This window comes from Nostoc sp. KVJ3 (assembly GCF_026127265.1).
GTDB lineage: Bacteria > Cyanobacteriota > Cyanobacteriia > Cyanobacteriales > Nostocaceae > Nostoc.
Genome location: NZ_WWFG01000008.1, coordinates 1 through 19,540 on the forward strand (window position 1 = coordinate 1; position 19,540 = coordinate 19,540).

Genomic DNA, 19,540 nt, shown 5'->3' on the forward strand with positions numbered 1-19,540 from the left:
TCGACGATCTTGAGCTAGCACATAGAAGTGATTGGAATACTCTTGTTAGAGCGTAATATTTGGGGAAAATCGCTAAAATGCACTCCCAGAGATGGTTTTAAGGATCTTTATTGAAACAGAATTCAGGAGTCAGGAGTCAGAATTCAGCATTTCTGTACGACTGGCGGATGAATAATCGGCGTTTTTGCACCCCACTAAATTGAAAATTTAGTGGTCTTCAATCAGTCGCAGGTCTGAATCCCCGACTGATAGCGTTCGCGTAGCGTCTCGTAGAGAAGCGTTAGCGAGTCCGCGTTCGCGCAGCGTCTCGTAGAGAGCGTCTTGATTCTGACTCCTGAATTCTGACTCCTGAATTCTGACTTCTGAATTCTTCTTCAACAATTGTCTGCTATTTACAAGGAGAGCGAAATGTACGCTATTACTGGAATTACAGGTCAGGTCGGCGGTGCCGTCGCCCGCAAATTGTTGAGCGACAATCAGTCTGTCTGCGCTGTGATCCGTGATGCTAAGAAGGGAACTGCCTGGGTCGAGCAGGGTTGTGCAGTTGCCCTAGCGGACATGAACGATGCTGACGCACTCACAGCAGCTTTTAGAAAAGCTGAAGGTGTCTTCGTTGTGATTCCGCCAAACTTTGCACCATCACCGGGCTTTCCCGAAACACGGGCAATTGTCGCTGCTCTGCGTACTGCGATCGCAGCAGTGCATCCGGGCAAAGTCGTCTGCCTGTCCACCATTGGCGCACAGGCAACCCAGTCGAACCTACTGACTCAACTTCAGATATTAGAGCAAGTATTGGGGAATCTGCCGATGCCGATCGCCTTTCTTCGTCCCGCCTGGTTTATGGAGAACGCAGCTTGGGACGTAGTACCCGCCAGAGAGAGTGGCATTATCCAAAGCTTCCTGCAACCGTTGGATAAACCTGTGCCGATGATTGCGACGGCGGATATCGGTCGTGTTGCCTCCGAGTTGCTGCAACAGACTTGGAGTGGACGGCGAATCGTCGAAATCGAAGGCCCGCACCGGGTAACGCCGAATGACATTGCAAAGGGCTTTTCCAAGATTCTGGGTCGTCCGGTACATGCGGAGGTAGTTCCCCGCGAAACCTGGGAGGCGCTGTTCAAGGCTCAGGGTACAGCCGATTCAGAGCCGCGCATTCGGATGCTTGACGGTTTCAACGAGGGCTGGATCGAGTTCGAGAGTGGTGAGTCTGGCTCCATCAAAGGCGAAGTCGAACTGGAAACTGTTCTGAAAAGCTTGGTGGAGCGATGATTTAGGAGACTATACCCCAATACGGTTCAGTTAGCGCCAAAAACCTTTCAGGACTTACGCAAAAACTCTAAAACTCTTATTCCTTTGTGTCCTTTGCGCCCTTTATGGTTCGTTTTTTCTTAATTTTGGATAAGTCTTGTCCTTAACTGAACCGTATTGGATTATACCCATGTTATGACACCCTATTTCAGTGAATCATGTCTCAAAATACACCCAAGGAAATTAACAATGACTACGTTATCTGGAAAAGTCGCACTCGTTACAGGTGGAACATCAGGGATTGGTAAAGCAACCGCTCTAGCTCTAGCTCAAGCTGGAGCAAAAGTAGTTGTTGCAGGTCGTCGGCAAGTTGAAGGTGAAGAAACAATTCGACAGATTCAAGCAATGGGTAGGGAAGGCTTTTCTGTGACGACAGATGTTTCTAAAGAAGCCGATGTGCAGATACTGATTGAGAAAATAATGACACACTATGGAAGACTCGACATTGCTTTCAATAATGCTGGAGTGGAACAAGATTCCACACCGTTAGCAGAGCAAACCGAAGCTACTTACGATCGCATCATGGATATCAATGTTAAAGGAGTATGGTTGTCCTTGAAACATGAGATTCCAGCCTTGTTGAAAAGTGGCGGTGGGGCGATCGTCAATACTAGTTCAGTTTTGGGTTTGGTCGGTGGTGCAATGGTGCCGATTTACACTGCTAGTAAACACGCTGTAGAAGGGCTAACAAAATCAGTGGCATTAGAATTTGTCAAGCAAGGAATTCGGGTGAATGCCGTCAGCCCGGGCCCAATTCAAACCGAAATGCTCGATCGCCTTTTCAAAGCAAATCCAAAAGCGACCGAGGATTTCATCAAAGGGCAGCCAATGGGTCGGATTGGTACGTCGTCAGAAGTGGTAAATGCTGTATTATGGCTCTGTTCAGACGCTTCTAGTTTTGTCACTGGACAATCGCTCACAGTTGATGGTGGATTTATCGTGCAATAACGAAAAACATTCCTCTGGCAGGTTAGGATCTTTTGCGGTTTCTGCACAGAACATTTTGCGCTGAGTTCTCAAAAGCGTGTCCACACCGCAGATTAGACCTCTAACACTGTTTCGGTTGGCAATTCAGAGTTTTATAGGCAAATCAAGGAAACTACCAATGAAAACACGCAAACTCGGCAATCAAGGGCTTGTGGTTTCAGAACTAGGACTGGGCTGTATGGGAATGTCTGATTTCTATGGTGGACAGGACGAACGAGAAGCGGTCGCCACGATTCACCGGGCATTAGAACTCGGCATTACCTTACTGGATACTGCCGATATGTATGGTCCCTTTACCAATGAAGAGTTGGTAGGCAGAGCCATCAAAGACCGTCGCGATCGGGTAGCGATCGCAACGAAGTTTGGCATTGTGCGATCGCCAGAGGGTGGATGGAACGGTATTAACGGTAAGCCAGAGTATGTGCATCAAGCCTGTGATGCATCGCTGAAGCGGTTAGGTGTAGATGTGATTGACCTTTATTATCAGCACCGGATTGATCCGGAAGTCCCCATTGAAGACACGATTGGTGCAATGGCGGAACTGGTGCAGCAGGGAAAAGTGCGCTATCTAGGACTTTCAGAAGCCACTCCAGCCACGATTCGACGGGCTAATACTGTTCACTCCATTTCTGCCCTGCAAACGGAATATTCCCTCTGGAGCCGCGATCCCGAAGATGAGATTCTGCCCACAGTGCGGGAATTAGGTATTGGATTTGTACCCTACAGTCCATTGGGTCGAGGCTTTTTGTCAGGACGATTCACCAGCCCAAATGATTTTTCAGAAGACGACTACCGCCGATCTTCCCCTCGCTTTCAGGGAGAGAATTTCTACAAAAATCTGCAATTAGTGGAGCAAGTAAAGGCGATTGCGGCTGAAAAAGGAGCAACGCCCAGTCAACTCGCCCTGGCATGGCTGTTAGCCCAAGGAGAAGATATCATTCCCATTCCGGGTACCAAGCAGCGCAAATATCTGGAGGAGAACGTTGCAGCAACAGAAGTTCAGCTGACAACAGACGACCTGAACCGAATTGAAGTTGTTGCACCAAAAGGAGTGGCCGCAGGCGATAGCTACCCCACTGATATAAGGTCGCTGCAAGAGGCATTAACGAACAGCAGACGATCTCAGCCAAATTGAAGCTGTGTACCAAGACAGCACCTTAAAGGAGATGTGCAATGAACCCTGAATACTACGACGACATTATTATCGGCAGTGGCAAAGCAGGTAAAACCCTAGCACCAGCGCTAGTCGCGGACGGACGTAAAACCGCTCTGGTGGAACGCAGCTTAACCATGATTGGTGGTGGGTGCATCAACATCGCCTGCATCCCTACCAAAACGATGGTTGCCAGTGCAGAGGTCGCCAATACTGTGCGACACAGCGCTGCTTACGGTGTTAAAGCCAATGCACCCATTGTTGATTTAGCAGCCGTAATTGGGCGCAAACGATCTGTCGTACAGTCCATGCGTGAAATGAATTTGCACAATCTAGAAACTGCTCTGGGTCACGAACTGATAGTTGGAGTGGGACGGTTTGTGTCATCCAAAACGATTGAAGTGACAACGGTTGACACCACTCGCTTACTCACCGCAGAACGGTTCTTTATCAATACAGGCACACGACCGTTAATTCCATCGCTACCTGGACTCACAGAAGCTGGTTTTTTGACGAGCGAATCGATCATGGAACTGGAACAGTTGCCGGAGCATCTGATCGTACTTGGGAGTGGCTATATTGGGTTGGAATTTGCCCAGATGTTCCAGCGCTTTGGCTCTCGCGTGACTGTGATTGGGCATAGTGAGCAAATTCTATCAAATCAAGATTCAGATATTGCGATCGCCGTTCAAACGCTGCTAGAACGAGAAGGCATTGAATTCTTGCTGAAGACAAATGTATTGAAAGTAGATCGCGTTGACAATGCGACTGTCCTTCAGATCCAGGTTGCCGATCGCTCCCTTAGCCTCCAAGGTTCACATTTGCTCGTCGCTATCGGTCGTGCGCCAACCACTGATAGCTTAAATTTAGCCGCTGCTGGTGTGACAACTGATGCCCACGGGTTTATTGTAGTCAACGAGCGCCTGGAAACAAACATACCGGGGATTTGGGCGTTAGGCGACATCAATGGAGGACTGCAATATACCCATGTCTCGCTTGATGATTACCGCATTGTCAAAGCAAATCTGATTGATGGTGGCAACCGCAGCACGTGCGAGCGATTGATTCCATCCTGTCTGTTCATTGATCCCGAACTGGCTCATGTGGGTTTGACCGAAACCGAAGCACAGCAACAAGGGTATGCCATCCATGTGGCGAAACTGGATGCCTCAGCAGGGTAAGAGCATCTCAATCAGGCTTGACACAAGGAATCAGAAGAATCTAAAGTATTGTCAATGAAACAACTGAGAACCTGAATCATATAATTGTTATCCATAGCGGTGCGTTTCATTTTTTGACGAAGACTACGTTTGTAGGTCTGTTCACGGTTAAGAGCATTGAGAACGAAGCGTCGTAAAAGAGCAAAATTTTGGGGACTGTGGAAAGAACGAATGCGACAAGCGTCTTCTGCAAAAGTACAGTCAAGAGTCCAGTGAGCCTCGTTTTCAATGCCCCAGTGTTTTCGGATAGCCCGACCGATAATTTGAGCATCACTGTTTAAAGAAGTGAGATAAAACTGAACCTCACGAGTAGTTTTATTCCAAAGATGACGAACACGGACAACCATAACTAGAGATTGCAAACCTGCCCATAATTTGGGTTGATAAAGCTCACCGATAGCCGCAATGGGTACAGTCCAAACTTCACGAATTTCCGTGCGATGATGTGCTTTTTCAATCCGTTTGTCATAACTAACATTAATCCCCGAAAATTGCTCTGCTTGCGCTTTGTCAAACCATTCTTTGACTTGAGAATAGAGCATGGGATGGTTGGCTTTCAGTGCCAGGACATAATCAGCTTTTTTGGCGATAATCTGTTTGGCAATTTCGGTTTGTGTTCCCATTGCATCAATGGTGATGATACAGCCAGAGATGTCTAGCATTTCTAACAGTGCTGGAATGGCGGTGATTTCATTGGATTTATCTTCTACTTTCACTTGTGCCAACACTAAACTGTGCTCACTCGCCCAGGCACTTATAAGGTGGAGTGCGCTTTGACCTTGATTGCGGTCATAAGAACCCCTAATTGTCTTTCCATCTATGGGGATAATTTCTCCTCCCATGTTTGTGATTAGGGTTTCTACCCATCTCAAGAAACATCGATTTAATGCTTCTGGGTCGATCAACTCAAACACTCGTCGAAATGTATCATCTGAGGGAATACCATTTGGTAATGCCAGAAACTCTTCTAACCATGTTTGCTTGCTGATGCCATAATTCTCGATGTCTTCCCACCCTTGTGCTCCAGCTATGATTGCTAAAATTGCGATGACTAAGATATCTGTGAATTGATGTTTCTTCGTCCGCTCTACTCTCTTGTCTTTGATATCCGAGAAATGCTCAACTAGACTTTGTTGAATACTGCCAATGTCTGCTATTTTTCTTGATTTTGGCTGACAACGAGTATTTTTGACACTATCAGCAGATTTAGTTTCAAAGCCCTCTGACATCAATTTGGCTCCAGGAGATTTCAATCGAGTAATTGAATTCATCTCATTGATCTTGCTCGGTCGTCAAGTCTATTTTTTACACATTCATTAATACTATCTTCTAGAACTTGTCAAGTTTTCTTTATACCAAATTAGATGCGCTTACCCTGGATGCCTCAGCGATTCCTAGAGCAAAAACTCTTGGTCAAACCGATGGACTGATGAAGGCGATCGTGGATACTGAGACAGGTCGTATTCTCGGTTGTTCCCTGTTGTGTCATGAAGCGGGGGAAGTGATTTCGACGGTGCAGATGGTGATGCAAGCTCAGATGCCTTACACCGTTCTGCGCGATGGCGTTTTGACTCATCCCACGATGACCGAAGGGTTAAACATGCTGTTTTCAAAGTTGTAAAACGCAACCTTGGGCTTTAATTAAATCCGCAGATCACAGAGTTACATCTTAGACATCTCCTGATAGTTGAGTTTGAGCAAATACTTTGTAGCGGTTAACATAGTTCCACCAACCGAAGTAATCGTTAAAAGTGCTAATGCACTAAGTTATTTGTCGAATTGAAACATGATTTTCATAATCTAAAATCCTTTTTTATCGAAAACCAAATTTGGTCACTACCTCAAATTTCTAGTTTTCCAGAATTTAGCAGAACATAAGAAAACCATGAGACGATTTACCCTGTTTACGCTCCTGTATCTCGCGGCGGGAGTCTGCCTAACGGTGTTCGCCCTTCAGCATCTTGATATGACTCCGAACGTCAAGACCATCCTATTAGTAGATGCAGGACTGTTATATCTTTTCGCTGTATTCACGACCTTCCCATTTTGGCATCAATTTGCACAACGGAGCCAAGCGAGACTGAGCGATAAACCCGCTTGGCAAAAAAACTTTGTGGCGATCGCGCCCTGGTTTCTGATTGTATCGGTAGTCGTTTCAGCGATCTCCAATGTAATGAGCCACCCCTGGGCGACTGAGACAACTGTAAGTGTGTCTCTGGGACTACCAATCATCTTACTGAGTGTAGAAAATCTCTTTGTCAGAAACCAGATCCATCAATAAGCCCATTCGTCTAGGCAAGCAGCTATCTGTTTATGTCTAGTGCTTGTTTTCTTCTAATCAGTACTCTATCCGTCAGATAGCTTTCCTGACAGAAGCCGTCCGAATTATTGATTTTAAGCATCACAACCAAAACAGATTTTCAAGGAGGTACTTTCAATGTTGAATTTTTCTTCGTATACCAGGCTAAAACAGCGCTGTGCAGTTGTTGGAGGAGTGCTAGTCGCGATCGCCATCACAACCTACAGTGCCCCTGCCAAATCACAACTACCCTCTGCAAATACTCCAGGGGTGGCAAATTCCTCGATCTCATCTAGTCCAGCCCCGGTGTCTGGATCTCCCACACAGAGCGTTGCAAGCGCTACACCGATTCAGCAGGCAGCCGTCCAAGCTATTCGTGACTACTACAGCGCGATCTCCAGTCAAGACTATCGGCGAGCATACTCAGCTTGGGATAGAAATGGGGCAGCCAGCCAACAAGAGTAGAGCGGACGAAGAAACATCAATTCACAGATATCTTAGTCATCGCAATTTTAGCAATCATAGCTGGAGCACAAGGGTGGGAAGACATCGAGAATTATGGCATCAGCAAGCAAACATGGTTAGAAGAGTTTCTGGCATTACCAAATGGTATTCCCTCAGATGATACATTTCGACGAGTGTTTGAGTTGATCGACCCAGAAGCATTAAATCGATGTTTCTTGAGATGGGTAGAAACCCTAATCACAAACATGGGAGGAGAAATTATCCCCATAGATGGAAAGACAATTAGGGGTTCTTATGACCGCAATCAAGGTCAAAGCGCACTCCACCTTATAAGTGCCTGGGCGAGTGAGCACAGTTTAGTGTTGGCACAAGTGAAAGTAGAAGATAAATCCAATGAAATCACCGCCATTCCAGCACTGTTAGAAATGCTAGACATCTCTGGCTGTATCATCACCATTGATGCAATGGGAACACAAACCGAAATTGCCAAACAGATTATCGCCAAAAAAGCTGATTATGTCCTGGCACTGAAAGCCAACCATCCCATGCTCTATTCTCAAGTCAAAGAATGGTTTGACAAAGCGCAAGCAGAGCAATTTTCGGGGATTAATGTTAGTTATGACAAACGGATTGAAAAAGCACATCATCGCACGGAAATTCGTGAAGTTTGGACTGTACCCATTGCGGCTATCGGTGAGCTTTATCAACCCAAATTATGGGCAGGTTTGCAATCTCTAGTTATGGTTGTCCGTGTTCGTCATCTTTGGAATAAAACTACTCGTGAGGTTCAGTTTTATCTCACTTCTTTAAACAGTGATGCTCAAATTATCGGTCGGGCTATCCGAAAACACTGGGGCATTGAAAACGAGGCTCACTGGACTCTCGACTGTACTTTTGCAGAAGACGCTTGTCGCATTCGTTCTTTCCACAGTCCCCAAAATTTTGCTCTTTTACGACGCTTCGCTCTCAATGCTCTTAACCGTGAACAGACCTACAAACGTAGTCTTCGTCAAAAAATGAAACGCACCGCTATGGATAACAATTATATGATTCAGGTTCTCAGTTGTTTCATTGACAATACTTTAGATTCTTCTGATTCCTTGTGTCAAGCCTGATTGAGATGCTCTTACCCTGGCGACGGCAATCCTAACTGATGTACTGAATCAAACCCCTGCCTATCTGTTATTAGACGATTCACAGAATACATCAACAGTTAAATTACTCTTGATCACAACCAATGTAAATACCTGTTTACGTAATTATAACTAGCATGGGCATCGCTATGCAGGAAAACTTTCTGCATTATGTTCATCTAGGTAAATAGACCAAATGAACGCAATGCTAGACTATATACTAACCTAGACAAGTATCATGATGCAGCACGAGCGACGTTAAAGTTGGATTTTTAACTGTGTAATTTCTGACATCAAAAACTAACTCGCAATCACCTAAAGTCCCTTCGGTCATCAGTGAGCATCTTGGCGTTCGTAAATAGAATTCAATAAAGTAAAATGGCACATCAAATTGGGATAATCTCTTTTAGTCGTAAATATTTTACCCCTGACCAAGATGCCAGCGCCTTTAAAAGTTGACCTGTCACCAATAGAAGATCAAGCCCTACTAGCACTCACTCAAGCAAAAGGTATACCACCAAGAACTCAAAGTCGTGCCACTGTACTACGCTTATCAGCCGCTGGATGGACAGTGCTAAAGATCGCACAATACTTAAAATGGCATCCACAGACTGTACGCGACACAATTCATCGCTGGTACTGGGGCAGACTCGATAGTTTGTGGGATTGTTCGCGTCCGGGTCGCCGTCGCCGATGGCATAACCCAAATATGAAGTCTCTGCTTCAATTCAAAATATCTTTATTTAGCTATCAACTTATTTTTATTTTATTTTCTTACATCTCTTACATTTATTTAATGCTATTTCTCCACAGTCATGGCGTTTCTACTACTTATGCAGTCAGAATTTACAGGCAGTACAAGGATGAAGCACTCGCTACTCTCACCAGCAATCCCTACCAGTTAGCTGCTGACATTTACGGTATTGGTTTTCTGAGAACTGATAAAATTGCCTTTAATTTAGGAGTTGCGCCTGATAGTCAGTTCCGTTACCGTGCTGCTTTAATTCATGTTTTGAACGAAGCTGCTGCCGATGGGCATTGCTATTTACCCCAGCCAAAACTCATTGAGAATGTTATCAAACTGCTGACTACAGCAGATCACACACCCGAAGAAGATACCCTCGCTGATATTATCAAAGACATGGCACTCAAGGATGACTTAATCCGCGAGAAAAGCGAAGACCAAACGCTGCTATGTTATCTACCAACCTACTTTCACACCGAACAGAACCTTGCTCAATTAATACAATCTAGATTTTGCCAACCAGTTGCACAAGATATGCCTCGTGTTCGCGCCTGGATTGAGCGCTTCACCAAGAGTCGTAAAATCAAACTTTCACCACAGCAACGGCTAGCGGTAGAAATGGCTGCATATTCAAGGGTAATGATTCTTACTGGTGGCCCCGGTTGCGGTAAAACTTTCACCACCCAGACCATAGTCTCTCTGTGGAAAGCAATGGGCAAATCTATCGCCTTAGCTGCGCCAACTGGACGCGCTGCTCAACGCCTGAGTGAAATCACACAACTCGAAGCCAAGACGATACACTGCTTGTTGGAATTTGACCCAAAGACAATGGGCTTCTTACGCGATAATCAAAACCCTTTACCCCATACCGCAATTGTCGCGCTAGAAGCTAGTATGCTTGATTTGTTTCTGGCATCTTCTTTGGTAAAGGCGATACAATACGGTTCCCAACTACTGCTAGTGGGTGACATTGACCAGTTACCCTCTGTCGGTCCCGGTCAAATCCTTGCTGACTTGATTAATTCTGGTCACGTTCCGGTGGTGCGGTTGACCAAGGTATTTAGGCAAGCCCAACAGAGCGCAATTATCACCGCTGCTCACCAAATTAACCGAAGCCAGTTTCCCACTATTGAACCGATTTCCGATAATCCCGTGTCTGAGTGTCTGTGGCACGGCGGCGGTCATCACCCCAAACATGGTCTTAAAGCAATATCCGAAATCATTACAGACTTGATTCCCCACCTGGGTTACAATCGAGCTACTGATGTGCAAGTGCTTTGCCCCATGTCGCGGGGTTTGCTTGGGACTCGTAACCTCAATACCGTATTGCAGCAGTTGATTAATCCGCCCAGTCCCGACAAAGTAGAGATTACCAGGGGCGGGAATTTATTACGAGAAGGCGATCGGATCATTCAACTGACTAATGATTATAATCACGAAATTTTTAATGGCGACTTCGGAATTATCAAGGTCATTGATCCTGAAGAGATGGAAGTTACTGTGCAGTATCGTAAGCATACTGTCGTTAGGACCAGAGCAGACTTAAATCAAATTGCCCTCGCCTGGAGCCTCACCATTCATCAAAGCCAGGGTTCTGAATATCCGGTAGTGATTCTGCCAATTTATACGCAGCCTTATATGATGTTGTCTCGTGAACAGTTGTACACAGCATTAACTTCTGCCAAGCAGTTAGCGATTGTCGTTGGTTCCAAGAAAGCGATATCCAAGGCTTTGCGTTCTAGTGATGGCCAACTGCGATATACGCGATTACAGCAGCGGTTGGAAAGCGCTTTTTTGCACCCGACGATTGCAATTTAGAAATGTTCAACTTAACAATTTCACCCGGCTTGCGGTTGTTGCTCTCAATCAAGAGTGAGAAAAGAAGTAGCTAGTAGTTCGCTTTCGTCACGAAAGTGGGGTAAAGGGGAAGGGGGAATGGGTAAAGGGTTTAAATCCCAAACCCAGTTCCCTTTCCCCTTTCCCCAGTCCTCACAAGCGCATTTTTGGGTTGGCAGACTACTAGCTGTGCTTTCGCCCCGTGTCTCGTAAGCGACGGCGGGGCATTTCATTACTGGTAAGTGCCTTGGCAATTCTTGAGAAACTACTTCTCTAGCTCCCGTTTGCGGTTCTAGAAAAAAAGTGTCTTAAACACAAAGCAATCAAGCCGCCAAAGGCGGCAAGGCAGGAGGCAGGAGGCTCAGTTGGCAGAAGGGACACCTCTCCCATGAAGGGAAGAGGTTTGTGCTACGGACGCATCTTTTCTCGTGCTGTGCATCGCACTTCGTGCCGCAACGCTAACGAAAAGAATATTCCTACTTTTTCGCCCACTAGGGGCGAGGTTTGTACCTTTTCTTCCAACTGAGCCTCCTGCCCTCTGCCTCCTGCCTTTCTTTTATCAAACCACTCTCAAAAAATAAACTAAAAATGACTCTATAGTTTTATGGCGTGATAACGCTTAAAAAGCAGTACACTGCCGCGTAAATAAACTTTGGAGGACGCTCTTTGACCTCTTATATCATTTATTAACTATAAAGTCATTTTTAGTTTATTTTTTTCACTTACTTTTAGGTTTTTCAAAATAAATACCCTGCTGAACAATTGCATAACAGTATTGTGTTTGTCACGCTCCTCAGTATTAGAGGTGTACTATACGCAAAAATCGAGAAATTTTCATTCGCTTGAGGATGAGTTGAAACGCCCATTTTAAAGGACAATAAAAATCAGACACTATAAAACCAGACGAAACTACTATTGTGTCTGATTATTAAGGGAGTAATAAAAATGACGCTCTCTCTTGTCCACATAACAGCCCATAGAAAGGCGATCGCTTCCTTGCCAGTAGCGCAGGCGGAGGCGAAGTTGATTGCGCTGTGGTTGGAGGGAAAAGCGTCGTCTTCTATTCGGGCTTACCAGCGATACACTAGGCGATTTCTGGATTTTCTGGACAAGCCGCTCAAAAAAGTGACTTATGAAGACTTGGTAGAATACGCTAGTTCTTTTGGGGGCAATGCCGAAAGCACAAAGCGGATATACATAGCTTGTGCTAAAAGCTTGATTAGTTTCGCTCATAAAATTGGATATCTCCCTTTTAATGTGGGTATGGCACTAAAACTGGGTGAATTACCAGATGTAATCAACGAACGCTATCTTGATGAAGCTGATATTAAATTGTTGGTACGGGCAGCCAATAAGCATTTAGCTGATGCGAAAACTCCCAAACGACAGTACACAGCCCTACGTAATTTGTTAATTATCAAACTCTTGTATCAGGCAGGGTTACGGGCAAGTGAAATCTGTAATTTAACTTGGGTAGATTTGACACCCCGCAGTGATAGTGGACAGGTGTACGTGAGAAAAGCCAAGGGGAGCAAAAATCGCACAATTCTCATTAAGCCGAAGCTGTGGGCAGAACTAATGGAGTTCAAAGGTCAAGCTTTACCAAAAAACGCAGTTTTCCGAAGTCAAAAAGGGGGACATCTCGACCGTCAAAACTTGCACCCGATTGTCAAAGCAATTGCACAAGAAGCTGGATTAAGCGAACTGGTTTCTACTCACTGGTTACGTCATGCCCACGGTTCTCACGCGATTGAGCGCGGGACTAATCCAGTGCTGGTGAAAGAAACTTTGGGTCATGCCAATTTAGCCATCACCGATCGCTATCTTAAAGCTAGACCTAATGACAGTAGCGCTTTAAACTTGATGGATCTTTGACATTTACACAAACTCTAAGATTTTAACCAGTGAGAATGCAGCACAAATAAGAACCAGTGGCATCGATTGCTACTGGAAACTAAGCAGAAAAACTGCTTTCAAATGCCAAAGGGATTTTTCTCTAGCCAGCCCCCTCCATAGGCAACACTTCAACCGATAGCCATTCATAAAATTCAGGAACTTGAGATTCCACAAGTCGCAGTTCATTTGCCGCGATCGCTTCAAGTTCCAGCACCGTCTCCCAGCGCAGATCACTCTGCCATCGCTTGAGAATGCCTTTAATTGCCTCTACTCCACGAGAAATACCAGAGCGAAGTATTTCTACGCAGTGGAGTAGCGTAATGCGATCTGTCGGAGGTGACTCAAATTCGGTAGTATCCTCCCCCTGGCAATGGGAGTTCCCTATAGCATCAGGGGGGGGACGGATACGGCCTGCTGATTGGGGTTTACATTATACGCAGCAGAGGTTTGAGCAGCATAATAGGTTCGATTTTCTTTTTGATTACGCTTTTCCACGCGATGAGCAATTACATGCATTGCAAATTCTAATTCCTCTTTAGATAAAGAGAAAAGTTTCACCTGTTGACCCCGCTGACCCTGCTTACGGAAGGTCAACTTTAACCCCAGTTGCTCTACCATTGTGGCCAGCAACCAAATAGGTTTACAGTCACTGGGAATAGTAAACCCAAGAATTGCTTTGACGTGAGCAGCACAATGTATAGCGATCGCTGTCATATTAACTAATTGAGTATCCGAGCCGGTAACTTCATCACCCTTCACTAAACGCTTGAGAATCTGATGCAGCCCAAGGTTAAATCTAGCCAACCAGCGTGCCGAGTAATTGCCCCAGTCGATGCACAAAGGTAGATTGTCGCGCTCGGTGCGGTCTTTTTGGGTGACAATTGTTGGTGGCGTAGGATAACTTTGCCCAGTTTTGGGGTCAACAATTGATTCTTCGGGCTTTGCTAAAATGGCCTCAAGCCCGGCGATAGCTCTAATTAATCGACCACCTTTATCCATTTCTACGAGCGATTCGGTAACTTCGATGCCGTAAGAATCAGAAATGCGGAATTTTTCGCATTCAAAAATTTCATTAGGGTCAAGGTAATCTTTGCTCTGACGGGCGCGATACTCGCTCAAAGTAATATTCTTAGCCTTGGCAACAGCCGAATTGTGGGCAAGATCCAAAGCTTGTGCTGCTGCTTTAAGACTTTCGAGAGATTGAGGATCTGAATCACTTCCCACATATATAAATGTATTGCCCATTTCTGTGAGGAGCGATCGCAAATCATCACGCAGATTATTGAGAGAATAGTGGCGGTTAGCCATAATTTGGCAGTAAGCCTCAAGCGCCCAATCTTTCTCTGCGCCCCGCTTACCCGTTTCTCTGTTAATCCGCAACAGAAAAGCGGTCATTTCATTGGTTTGGAGCAAGCGCTCTTTAATCTTGGATGCGTTAGTATCCTTGTAACCAAAGGGGGGACGCGGGGCCACCCAAATATGAAACGGGACTTTTGGACGATAACGGTACAGTTGCTGGGCACACTCAGTAGCTGTCTGGCTTACGCCGTGAAAGACACCGAACACTAAATCAAAATGATACTCAGAAATATCGACACCAGTCCCCAGGCTAGGGGAAGTGAACAAGGCATCAAAGTTTTTGACGGCGTTGGTGATATCTTTGATGAAAGCAACATTCTCATCACTACCAGAATTGTCAGAGTGAACAGACCAGATGCGCCATTTTTGAGGTGTATGTGATTTTTCGGAGTTAGATTCTTCGTACTTGATAGTAAAGGATTTGTCGAGTTTTTTGATGAAACGCTTACTGTCACTTGCAACCATGATTTTCTCACCAAGCATCAGCGCTGCCGAGATTTGGGCGACTAGGGCACTAGAATTATCCCCCTCGTACCAATAAATTGTGCGTGAACCATTTCGCCACTCGTTTTTAATGATGTAAGGTACTTCACCTTTTGGTCGCATTGCAAGAAAGAAGTTCACCGTCAAATCATCCATGTGTGCATCAGCGATGACGACCAGTGGCGCGTTGTATACTATATATTCCAGTACCTCCAAAATGGCGGCACGGTGCTGTTTGCAAGTATTACTGTGTAGTAAGTGGGTGAGGTATTGGCAGGCTTCATCTATAAATATGCAGCCGTAAGTGAGAGACTGAGTATTCAGCTTATGCAAGCTGTCAATAGTAATACTAAGGGCTTGGGCCTGGGCTAAACCTGTGTAACCCAAGTCGGAGTACATGGCTGTCTGCAAGCGTTCGGCAAGATTTTTCAGCAAATTTACGCGATGCCCATTGTTGAGGAACCGCGCGTCGGGGTTTTGGTCACGCCACCAGCGCATAAGTTCAGTTTTCCCTGTACCCATGTCGCTCCACAAGACTACTAGCCCTTTTTCTGGAAAACGGAAAGACTTTTTGGGATTTTGGGTACTGGGTTTGTGGTCAGGGCAGTCAGAAATTATTAACTCTTGTTTTCCTTCTCCCTCTCCACAGCTTGTAGAGCTAACACTTGGGGTAAAGAATTTTTCTTCTGCGATATCATAAAGTGGCGGGACAGATGAACATTTTTCCTCCAGATCCGGAATGCAGAGTGCTTGGGTCAAATATTTAATATTGACTGTGACATCTGGTTTGTATTTACTTAGTCCCCATTTTTTAGCCCGATACGAGCGCTTGTAATCAGCAAGTGATTTAGCATCATTGATGATTGCGGTCAGTAGAGCGTTAGCATTTTCACCCCTGGCTACCACGAAATCATCTACACCTTTTTCTGGCCCTGGCAACAGCGCAACTTCACATTCACAACCAGCAGAATCAATTGCTTTTGCAGTGCGAACAGTGGCTTGAAACACCGACCACCTGGTTTTAGAAGAGGTTTCGTAGTCGAATAAAATAATGAACTTGCGCCCCACCTGAGCCATCGGTACTAAGTCAGGATGCAATTGTTCATCAAAATCCTGTTTGCCCACGCGCCCGTTCCAAATTCCAGGGAGTGCGATCGCTACAAACCCCAGACTCAGCAAGCAAGCGGCTTTCTTCTCACCCTCGCATAAGATAATCGGAATATCTGGATGTTGCCGAACCCACTCCCAGAATATTAGCGGATTGAGTTGATCTAGTAAGCGCAGGGCCAAAAGGGAATGATAGCGCTTAATTAAATAACGCTTTGCAACTTTGTCCCAGATGGGGTTAGCGACATCAAAGTAGGTAACGCGGTTGGGGGTTTTGGGGGGCGACTCGTATTTGACGGGTTTCCCTTTTTGCCAATCAATGCGAGGAAAGTTGGGCTTGATCCTTCCCCACTCCATCGGTTGCCAGTTCTTGAATGGGTCAAGTGATTGAATCCATGTTCCACCCAACAAGAGATGCTGATATTGCCTGATGTATGCATCCGTGACTCGACCGGCATTTTTCCGAGGGATTTTATTGGAGATGAACAGGTAGTCGTAAATTAATTCTCCTTCAATATGGAAGAAGTTGCTCTCAATCAGTGCTGGATGAATCGCACTACCAACTGTTAGCTCATGGTATTCAGCAGCCGTGAGGTTGTTTGGGTATTCAGTTGGAGAGGCAACGCCAGGGTCAAGAGTAAGGGGCAAAGGGGAAGGGGAGGAAGAAGTTGTTAACTCTTCCCCGTCCCTTTTCCCTTTTCCCTTTAAGCTTGACCCCGTTTTCTTAGGGGTATTATTCATCGGTTCTCCCCTTGGAATTCCTTGGAGAGAACTCTTTCAATCGGTGAAACTCTTGCTCTAGCCTTGATATTCCTGAAATTACCCGACGCTACAGCAAAAAGTTTCCGTGCGAAGGCTGCACTCGACCCCATACGCTCTAATACTGCGCTCTTGGGGCGTTCTTTTTTTATCACGATATTTTCCCCTGATTACTTGGTTTTCAAGTTCAGAGGGGGTTGCATCAGTTATCAGTCAACAGTTAACAGTTATCAAGGACTGTGAATTCCAACTGATAACTGATAACTGGTAACTGTTATTCGCGCTGCTGCTGCTTTTAACTACAAAATTCGGGATATTTCTTAATCAAACTTAACGTTACAGAAACTTATGAATTTCGACAACAAAAAACTTGTCACCAAAAGTTCGACGTTCTGGTAACAACCCCTGTACAATAGGAGAAGCAGCGCGGATAAACTCAGTTGGACATTTTTAGTGGTAATCTTAGTCGCCAAACTTTAACAACCACTGATTTTGTTCCATCGAGATCAACCCCGCTCTGAGGTTATATGAAATTTAAGACACGCACAAAGCGCTACTCCTTAGTGGCGCTTTGTGCGTTAATTTCTCGTACTGTTGTATCTTCACCTTGTCCTCCTTTACGTAATCAGCTTAATCTTACATAACTTGTGGTATTTCCTTATCTAGCGAGATTCTGCAATGTTTGTGTTCGACTCCTCCATATTTATCAGTATTGGTTTCAGCTTACCCTAGTTGGGTAATCCTTTTTCAAGAAGCAGCACCTGCCGCAGGGGTCTTTTCTGCCTTGGGCTTGCGCTCGAAAACTTTCATCTTGGGTGACTTTAACACCAACCCAAGCTCAGTTGACTGACCAAGTTTGCCAGCGTAGACGCTTCGCGGCTTGTCGTTAGACATTGCTGCTAGCCACTGTGGGTAATTACTGGTTATATCGGTCAGTTTCTTGTAATTCTTTGGTTTAACTGTGATTGTTGTGATGCGTCCGTCACAGTCTAGGTCAAACTGCTGCCAAGCGTTCTTTACGGTCTTGGGTTGTGCCAGTTCGTTGATTTTAATTGTGATTTCTAGTTTTTCTGCAATCATAGCTACCTCTCTTAAGATGCGATCGCTAATGTTGGTAAAGTATTAGATGTATGGACTAACCCCAGAGGATCTGTCGTAATATACTTTTTAATTATTGGTTGTAGAGTAAAACTAATTTCTTTTGTAACTGGGTCTTTGCTGCTTTCAATTAATGACTGTCTTTCCAGTTGTTCTAATGCTTTAATCACCTCTGAAGTAGATACAGGTGTTTTCTGCCTTTGACTTGTATCATTTAACAGTTGTTCAAAACTAACAGGTTTTAAATTTAAAGTTATTTTCTCTGCCAAATAAATCATGATCTGCCTCTGAGTTTCACTTAATATTTCGCCAAACATCTCGTCGAGCATTGCTTGAAACTCGCTGCTAACAAACGTAGTATACTTTCTAAAGAATTTTTCCGTACTACTAGCAAAGTAGTGGTGAATTTTCTCCACTACTGTCTCTAATTCCAAAGGATTACCACGATAGGTATGGATTAATTTTTGACACTTCTCTTTATCTGTTAGTCCATTAGCAGATAAAAGCTGCATTGCTGCTTCTGAATCTAAACCTTCAATTCTAAGATACTGAATTGGACGTTTAGCTTTCATTAAAGTACTAAACTCTTCAGGGAAAATTCGATTGGTTAGAAGCAGACAGCTTTGGTGTTGCTCCTCCAATAATCGACGAAAGAGTATTTTGTACTCTAGCCTCTGCTCCAATTTATTTCTATGGAACAATGCATCAGTCTCATCCAATACCAGCAAACAGTTGCGTGATTGCAATTGCTTCACCAACACCGAAATCATTGCTTGCGTATATTCAGGTAAATTTGAAGATGGCTCTAGGGGATCAATTAGCTCAATCAAATCAGCTACTAAGTCTTGGACTCGTGGTGCATGAGTAACTGATTTCCAAATTAAACAATCGAATCTAGGTTGAGATTCTGTGCTAAGTTCTGCTAAGAGTTTTGCCGCTAATGCACTTTTTCCAATTCCTGCTACCCCTACTAGCGATATACAGCGTTGCTTCACTATTAATTCTTTTAAATGAGCCAATTCTTGTATACGTCCATAAAAAGTAGATATATTAGGTGGTTGACCCTTAATGCTCTGCATAAAGCCAGTGTCAAAAGGGACTTGCTCTCGATTTGAAGCAGACTGAGCCGGATACTTTTTGGTTACTTGCTCCAAAAAATACCGAAGCTTCTTTTTTCCCACTCGTTGTCCATCTCCAATTATTTCGGAGAGCAAATCCCACAACTGAGGAGCTAAACGTCGCTGTAAGTAATTAACGCTGTAAGGCGAGTTTTCTGCTATCTCTACAAACTCACGACTATTCCAAGCTCCTTTCATGACAATGATCTCAGCTTCAGATAGATGTCTACCCAGTTTGGCAAACACCAAATCATTTACTGCTACCAAAGCTTCTTCAAAAGTCATTTTTTCTGAAAACCTTTGTTCTGGAGGCTCTGCTACTGTTGTGATAATGGATGAAAAAGAAGGTTCTGAAACTTTTAGTTCGTGTAAGTCACCAAAATCCATGATTATACTTGTCCTGTTGAGATAGTGAAGTCCCGTAAGGGAAGTTCCATAGATTCAAGTTAATTTAGAGAGTATCTTGGATTACACTCAATATTACTAGATTTTTTCATTTTTAATTGCCTAACCTCAAATAAGTATCAATACAAATTTCTAATGATGTTACTTGTGGATGAATGAAGACAAAATG

14 protein-coding genes and 1 pseudogene are annotated in these 19,540 nt (G+C 44.6%); 10 read left to right on the forward strand and 5 right to left on the reverse strand.

The window, feature by feature from the left end; translation table 11 throughout:
- Positions 1-207 precede the first annotated feature (207 nt).
- Positions 208-378: a hypothetical protein gene (locus tag GTQ43_RS37600; protein WP_265277760.1), complete on the reverse strand. Its 171-nt coding sequence runs from the start codon at positions 376-378 to the stop codon at positions 208-210.
- Between the two features lie 30 nt (positions 379-408).
- On the opposite strand from GTQ43_RS37600, the gene GTQ43_RS37605 reads away from it, so the two are divergent.
- The 4 genes from GTQ43_RS37605 (at position 409) to GTQ43_RS37620 (ending at position 4,629) form a co-directional block, all read left to right on the forward strand.
- A complete protein-coding gene (locus GTQ43_RS37605; RefSeq protein WP_265277761.1) occupies positions 409-1,269 on the forward strand; it encodes an NmrA family NAD(P)-binding protein in 861 nt (286 codons plus the stop codon).
- Between the two features lie 228 nt (positions 1,270-1,497).
- Positions 1,498-2,256 carry an SDR family oxidoreductase gene (locus tag GTQ43_RS37610; protein ID WP_265277763.1) on the forward strand — a complete coding sequence of 253 codons (759 nt, stop codon included), beginning with the start codon at positions 1,498-1,500 and terminating at the stop codon, positions 2,254-2,256.
- A gap of 157 nt (positions 2,257-2,413) precedes the next feature.
- Positions 2,414-3,430 (forward strand): aldo/keto reductase, encoded by a 1,017-nt coding sequence (locus GTQ43_RS37615; protein ID WP_265277764.1) that lies wholly within the window; start codon positions 2,414-2,416, stop codon positions 3,428-3,430.
- A 38-nt stretch (positions 3,431-3,468) separates the two neighbouring features.
- Positions 3,469-4,629: an FAD-dependent oxidoreductase gene (locus GTQ43_RS37620; RefSeq protein ID WP_265277765.1), complete on the forward strand. Its 1,161-nt coding sequence runs from the start codon at positions 3,469-3,471 to the stop codon at positions 4,627-4,629.
- Positions 4,630-4,640: 11 nt separating this feature from the next.
- Here GTQ43_RS37620 and GTQ43_RS37625 read toward each other — a convergent pair whose 3' ends face one another.
- The gene (locus tag GTQ43_RS37625) at positions 4,641-5,897 is read right to left on the reverse strand and encodes an ISAs1 family transposase (protein WP_265276401.1); all 1,257 of its coding nucleotides are present in this window, start codon (positions 5,895-5,897) and stop codon (positions 4,641-4,643) included.
- A 107-nt stretch (positions 5,898-6,004) separates the two neighbouring features.
- Between GTQ43_RS37625 and GTQ43_RS37630 the strand changes: the two genes are divergently transcribed.
- The 6 genes and pseudogenes from GTQ43_RS37630 to GTQ43_RS37655 all read left to right on the forward strand — a co-directional run bounded on the left by GTQ43_RS37630 (position 6,005) and on the right by GTQ43_RS37655 (position 13,021).
- A complete protein-coding gene (locus GTQ43_RS37630; protein WP_265277766.1) occupies positions 6,005-6,289 on the forward strand; it encodes a hypothetical protein in 285 nt (94 codons plus the stop codon).
- 264 nt (positions 6,290-6,553) lie between these two features.
- On the forward strand, positions 6,554-6,949 hold the full coding sequence (locus tag GTQ43_RS37635; RefSeq protein ID WP_265277767.1) for a hypothetical protein: 396 nt from the start codon (positions 6,554-6,556) through the stop codon (positions 6,947-6,949).
- Positions 6,950-7,105: 156 nt separating this feature from the next.
- A complete protein-coding gene (locus GTQ43_RS37640) occupies positions 7,106-7,432 on the forward strand; it encodes a hypothetical protein (RefSeq protein WP_265277768.1) in 327 nt (108 codons plus the stop codon).
- Positions 7,426-8,547 (forward strand): annotated as a pseudogene (locus tag GTQ43_RS37645) (ISAs1 family transposase); the annotation flags it as partial. The gene GTQ43_RS37640 and the pseudogene GTQ43_RS37645, both read left to right, overlap by 7 nt.
- A gap of 454 nt (positions 8,548-9,001) precedes the next feature.
- A complete protein-coding gene (locus GTQ43_RS37650; protein ID WP_265277769.1) occupies positions 9,002-11,128 on the forward strand; it encodes an AAA family ATPase in 2,127 nt (708 codons plus the stop codon).
- A 963-nt stretch (positions 11,129-12,091) separates the two neighbouring features.
- Positions 12,092-13,021, forward strand: coding sequence for a tyrosine-type recombinase/integrase (locus tag GTQ43_RS37655; RefSeq protein WP_265277770.1), 930 nt, complete (start codon positions 12,092-12,094; stop codon positions 13,019-13,021).
- Between the two features lie 402 nt (positions 13,022-13,423).
- Here GTQ43_RS37655 and GTQ43_RS37660 read toward each other — a convergent pair whose 3' ends face one another.
- The 3 genes from GTQ43_RS37660 to GTQ43_RS37670 all read right to left on the reverse strand — a co-directional run bounded on the left by GTQ43_RS37660 (position 13,424) and on the right by GTQ43_RS37670 (position 19,353).
- Positions 13,424-16,732 (reverse strand): plasmid replication protein, CyRepA1 family, encoded by a 3,309-nt coding sequence (locus GTQ43_RS37660; protein WP_414859189.1) that lies wholly within the window; start codon positions 16,730-16,732, stop codon positions 13,424-13,426.
- 765 nt (positions 16,733-17,497) lie between these two features.
- Positions 17,498-17,830 (reverse strand): fertility inhibition FinO-like protein, encoded by a 333-nt coding sequence (locus GTQ43_RS37665; RefSeq protein ID WP_265277771.1) that lies wholly within the window; start codon positions 17,828-17,830, stop codon positions 17,498-17,500.
- Positions 17,831-17,841: 11 nt separating this feature from the next.
- On the reverse strand, positions 17,842-19,353 hold the full coding sequence (locus GTQ43_RS37670; protein WP_265277772.1) for an NACHT domain-containing protein: 1,512 nt from the start codon (positions 19,351-19,353) through the stop codon (positions 17,842-17,844).
- Positions 19,354-19,540: the final 187 nt, after the last annotated feature.

Coding starts and splice junctions, on each gene's coding strand:
- GTQ43_RS37605 (WP_265277761.1), top strand. CDS start 409: ATGTACGCTATTACTGGAATTACAGGTCAGGTCGGCGGTGCCGTCGCC.
- GTQ43_RS37610 (WP_265277763.1), top strand. CDS start 1,498: ATGACTACGTTATCTGGAAAAGTCGCACTCGTTACAGGTGGAACATCA.
- GTQ43_RS37615 (WP_265277764.1), top strand. CDS start 2,414: ATGAAAACACGCAAACTCGGCAATCAAGGGCTTGTGGTTTCAGAACTA.
- GTQ43_RS37620 (WP_265277765.1), top strand. CDS start 3,469: ATGAACCCTGAATACTACGACGACATTATTATCGGCAGTGGCAAAGCA.
- GTQ43_RS37625 (WP_265276401.1), bottom strand. CDS start 5,897: ATGTCAGAGGGCTTTGAAACTAAATCTGCTGATAGTGTCAAAAATACT.
- GTQ43_RS37635 (WP_265277767.1), top strand. CDS start 6,554: ATGAGACGATTTACCCTGTTTACGCTCCTGTATCTCGCGGCGGGAGTC.
- GTQ43_RS37640 (WP_265277768.1), top strand. CDS start 7,106: ATGTTGAATTTTTCTTCGTATACCAGGCTAAAACAGCGCTGTGCAGTT.
- GTQ43_RS37650 (WP_265277769.1), top strand. CDS start 9,002: ATGCCAGCGCCTTTAAAAGTTGACCTGTCACCAATAGAAGATCAAGCC.
- GTQ43_RS37655 (WP_265277770.1), top strand. CDS start 12,092: ATGACGCTCTCTCTTGTCCACATAACAGCCCATAGAAAGGCGATCGCT.
- GTQ43_RS37660 (WP_414859189.1), bottom strand. CDS start 16,732: ATGAATAATACCCCTAAGAAAACGGGGTCAAGCTTAAAGGGAAAAGGG.
- GTQ43_RS37665 (WP_265277771.1), bottom strand. CDS start 17,830: ATGATTGCAGAAAAACTAGAAATCACAATTAAAATCAACGAACTGGCA.
- GTQ43_RS37670 (WP_265277772.1), bottom strand. CDS start 19,353: ATGGATTTTGGTGACTTACACGAACTAAAAGTTTCAGAACCTTCTTTT.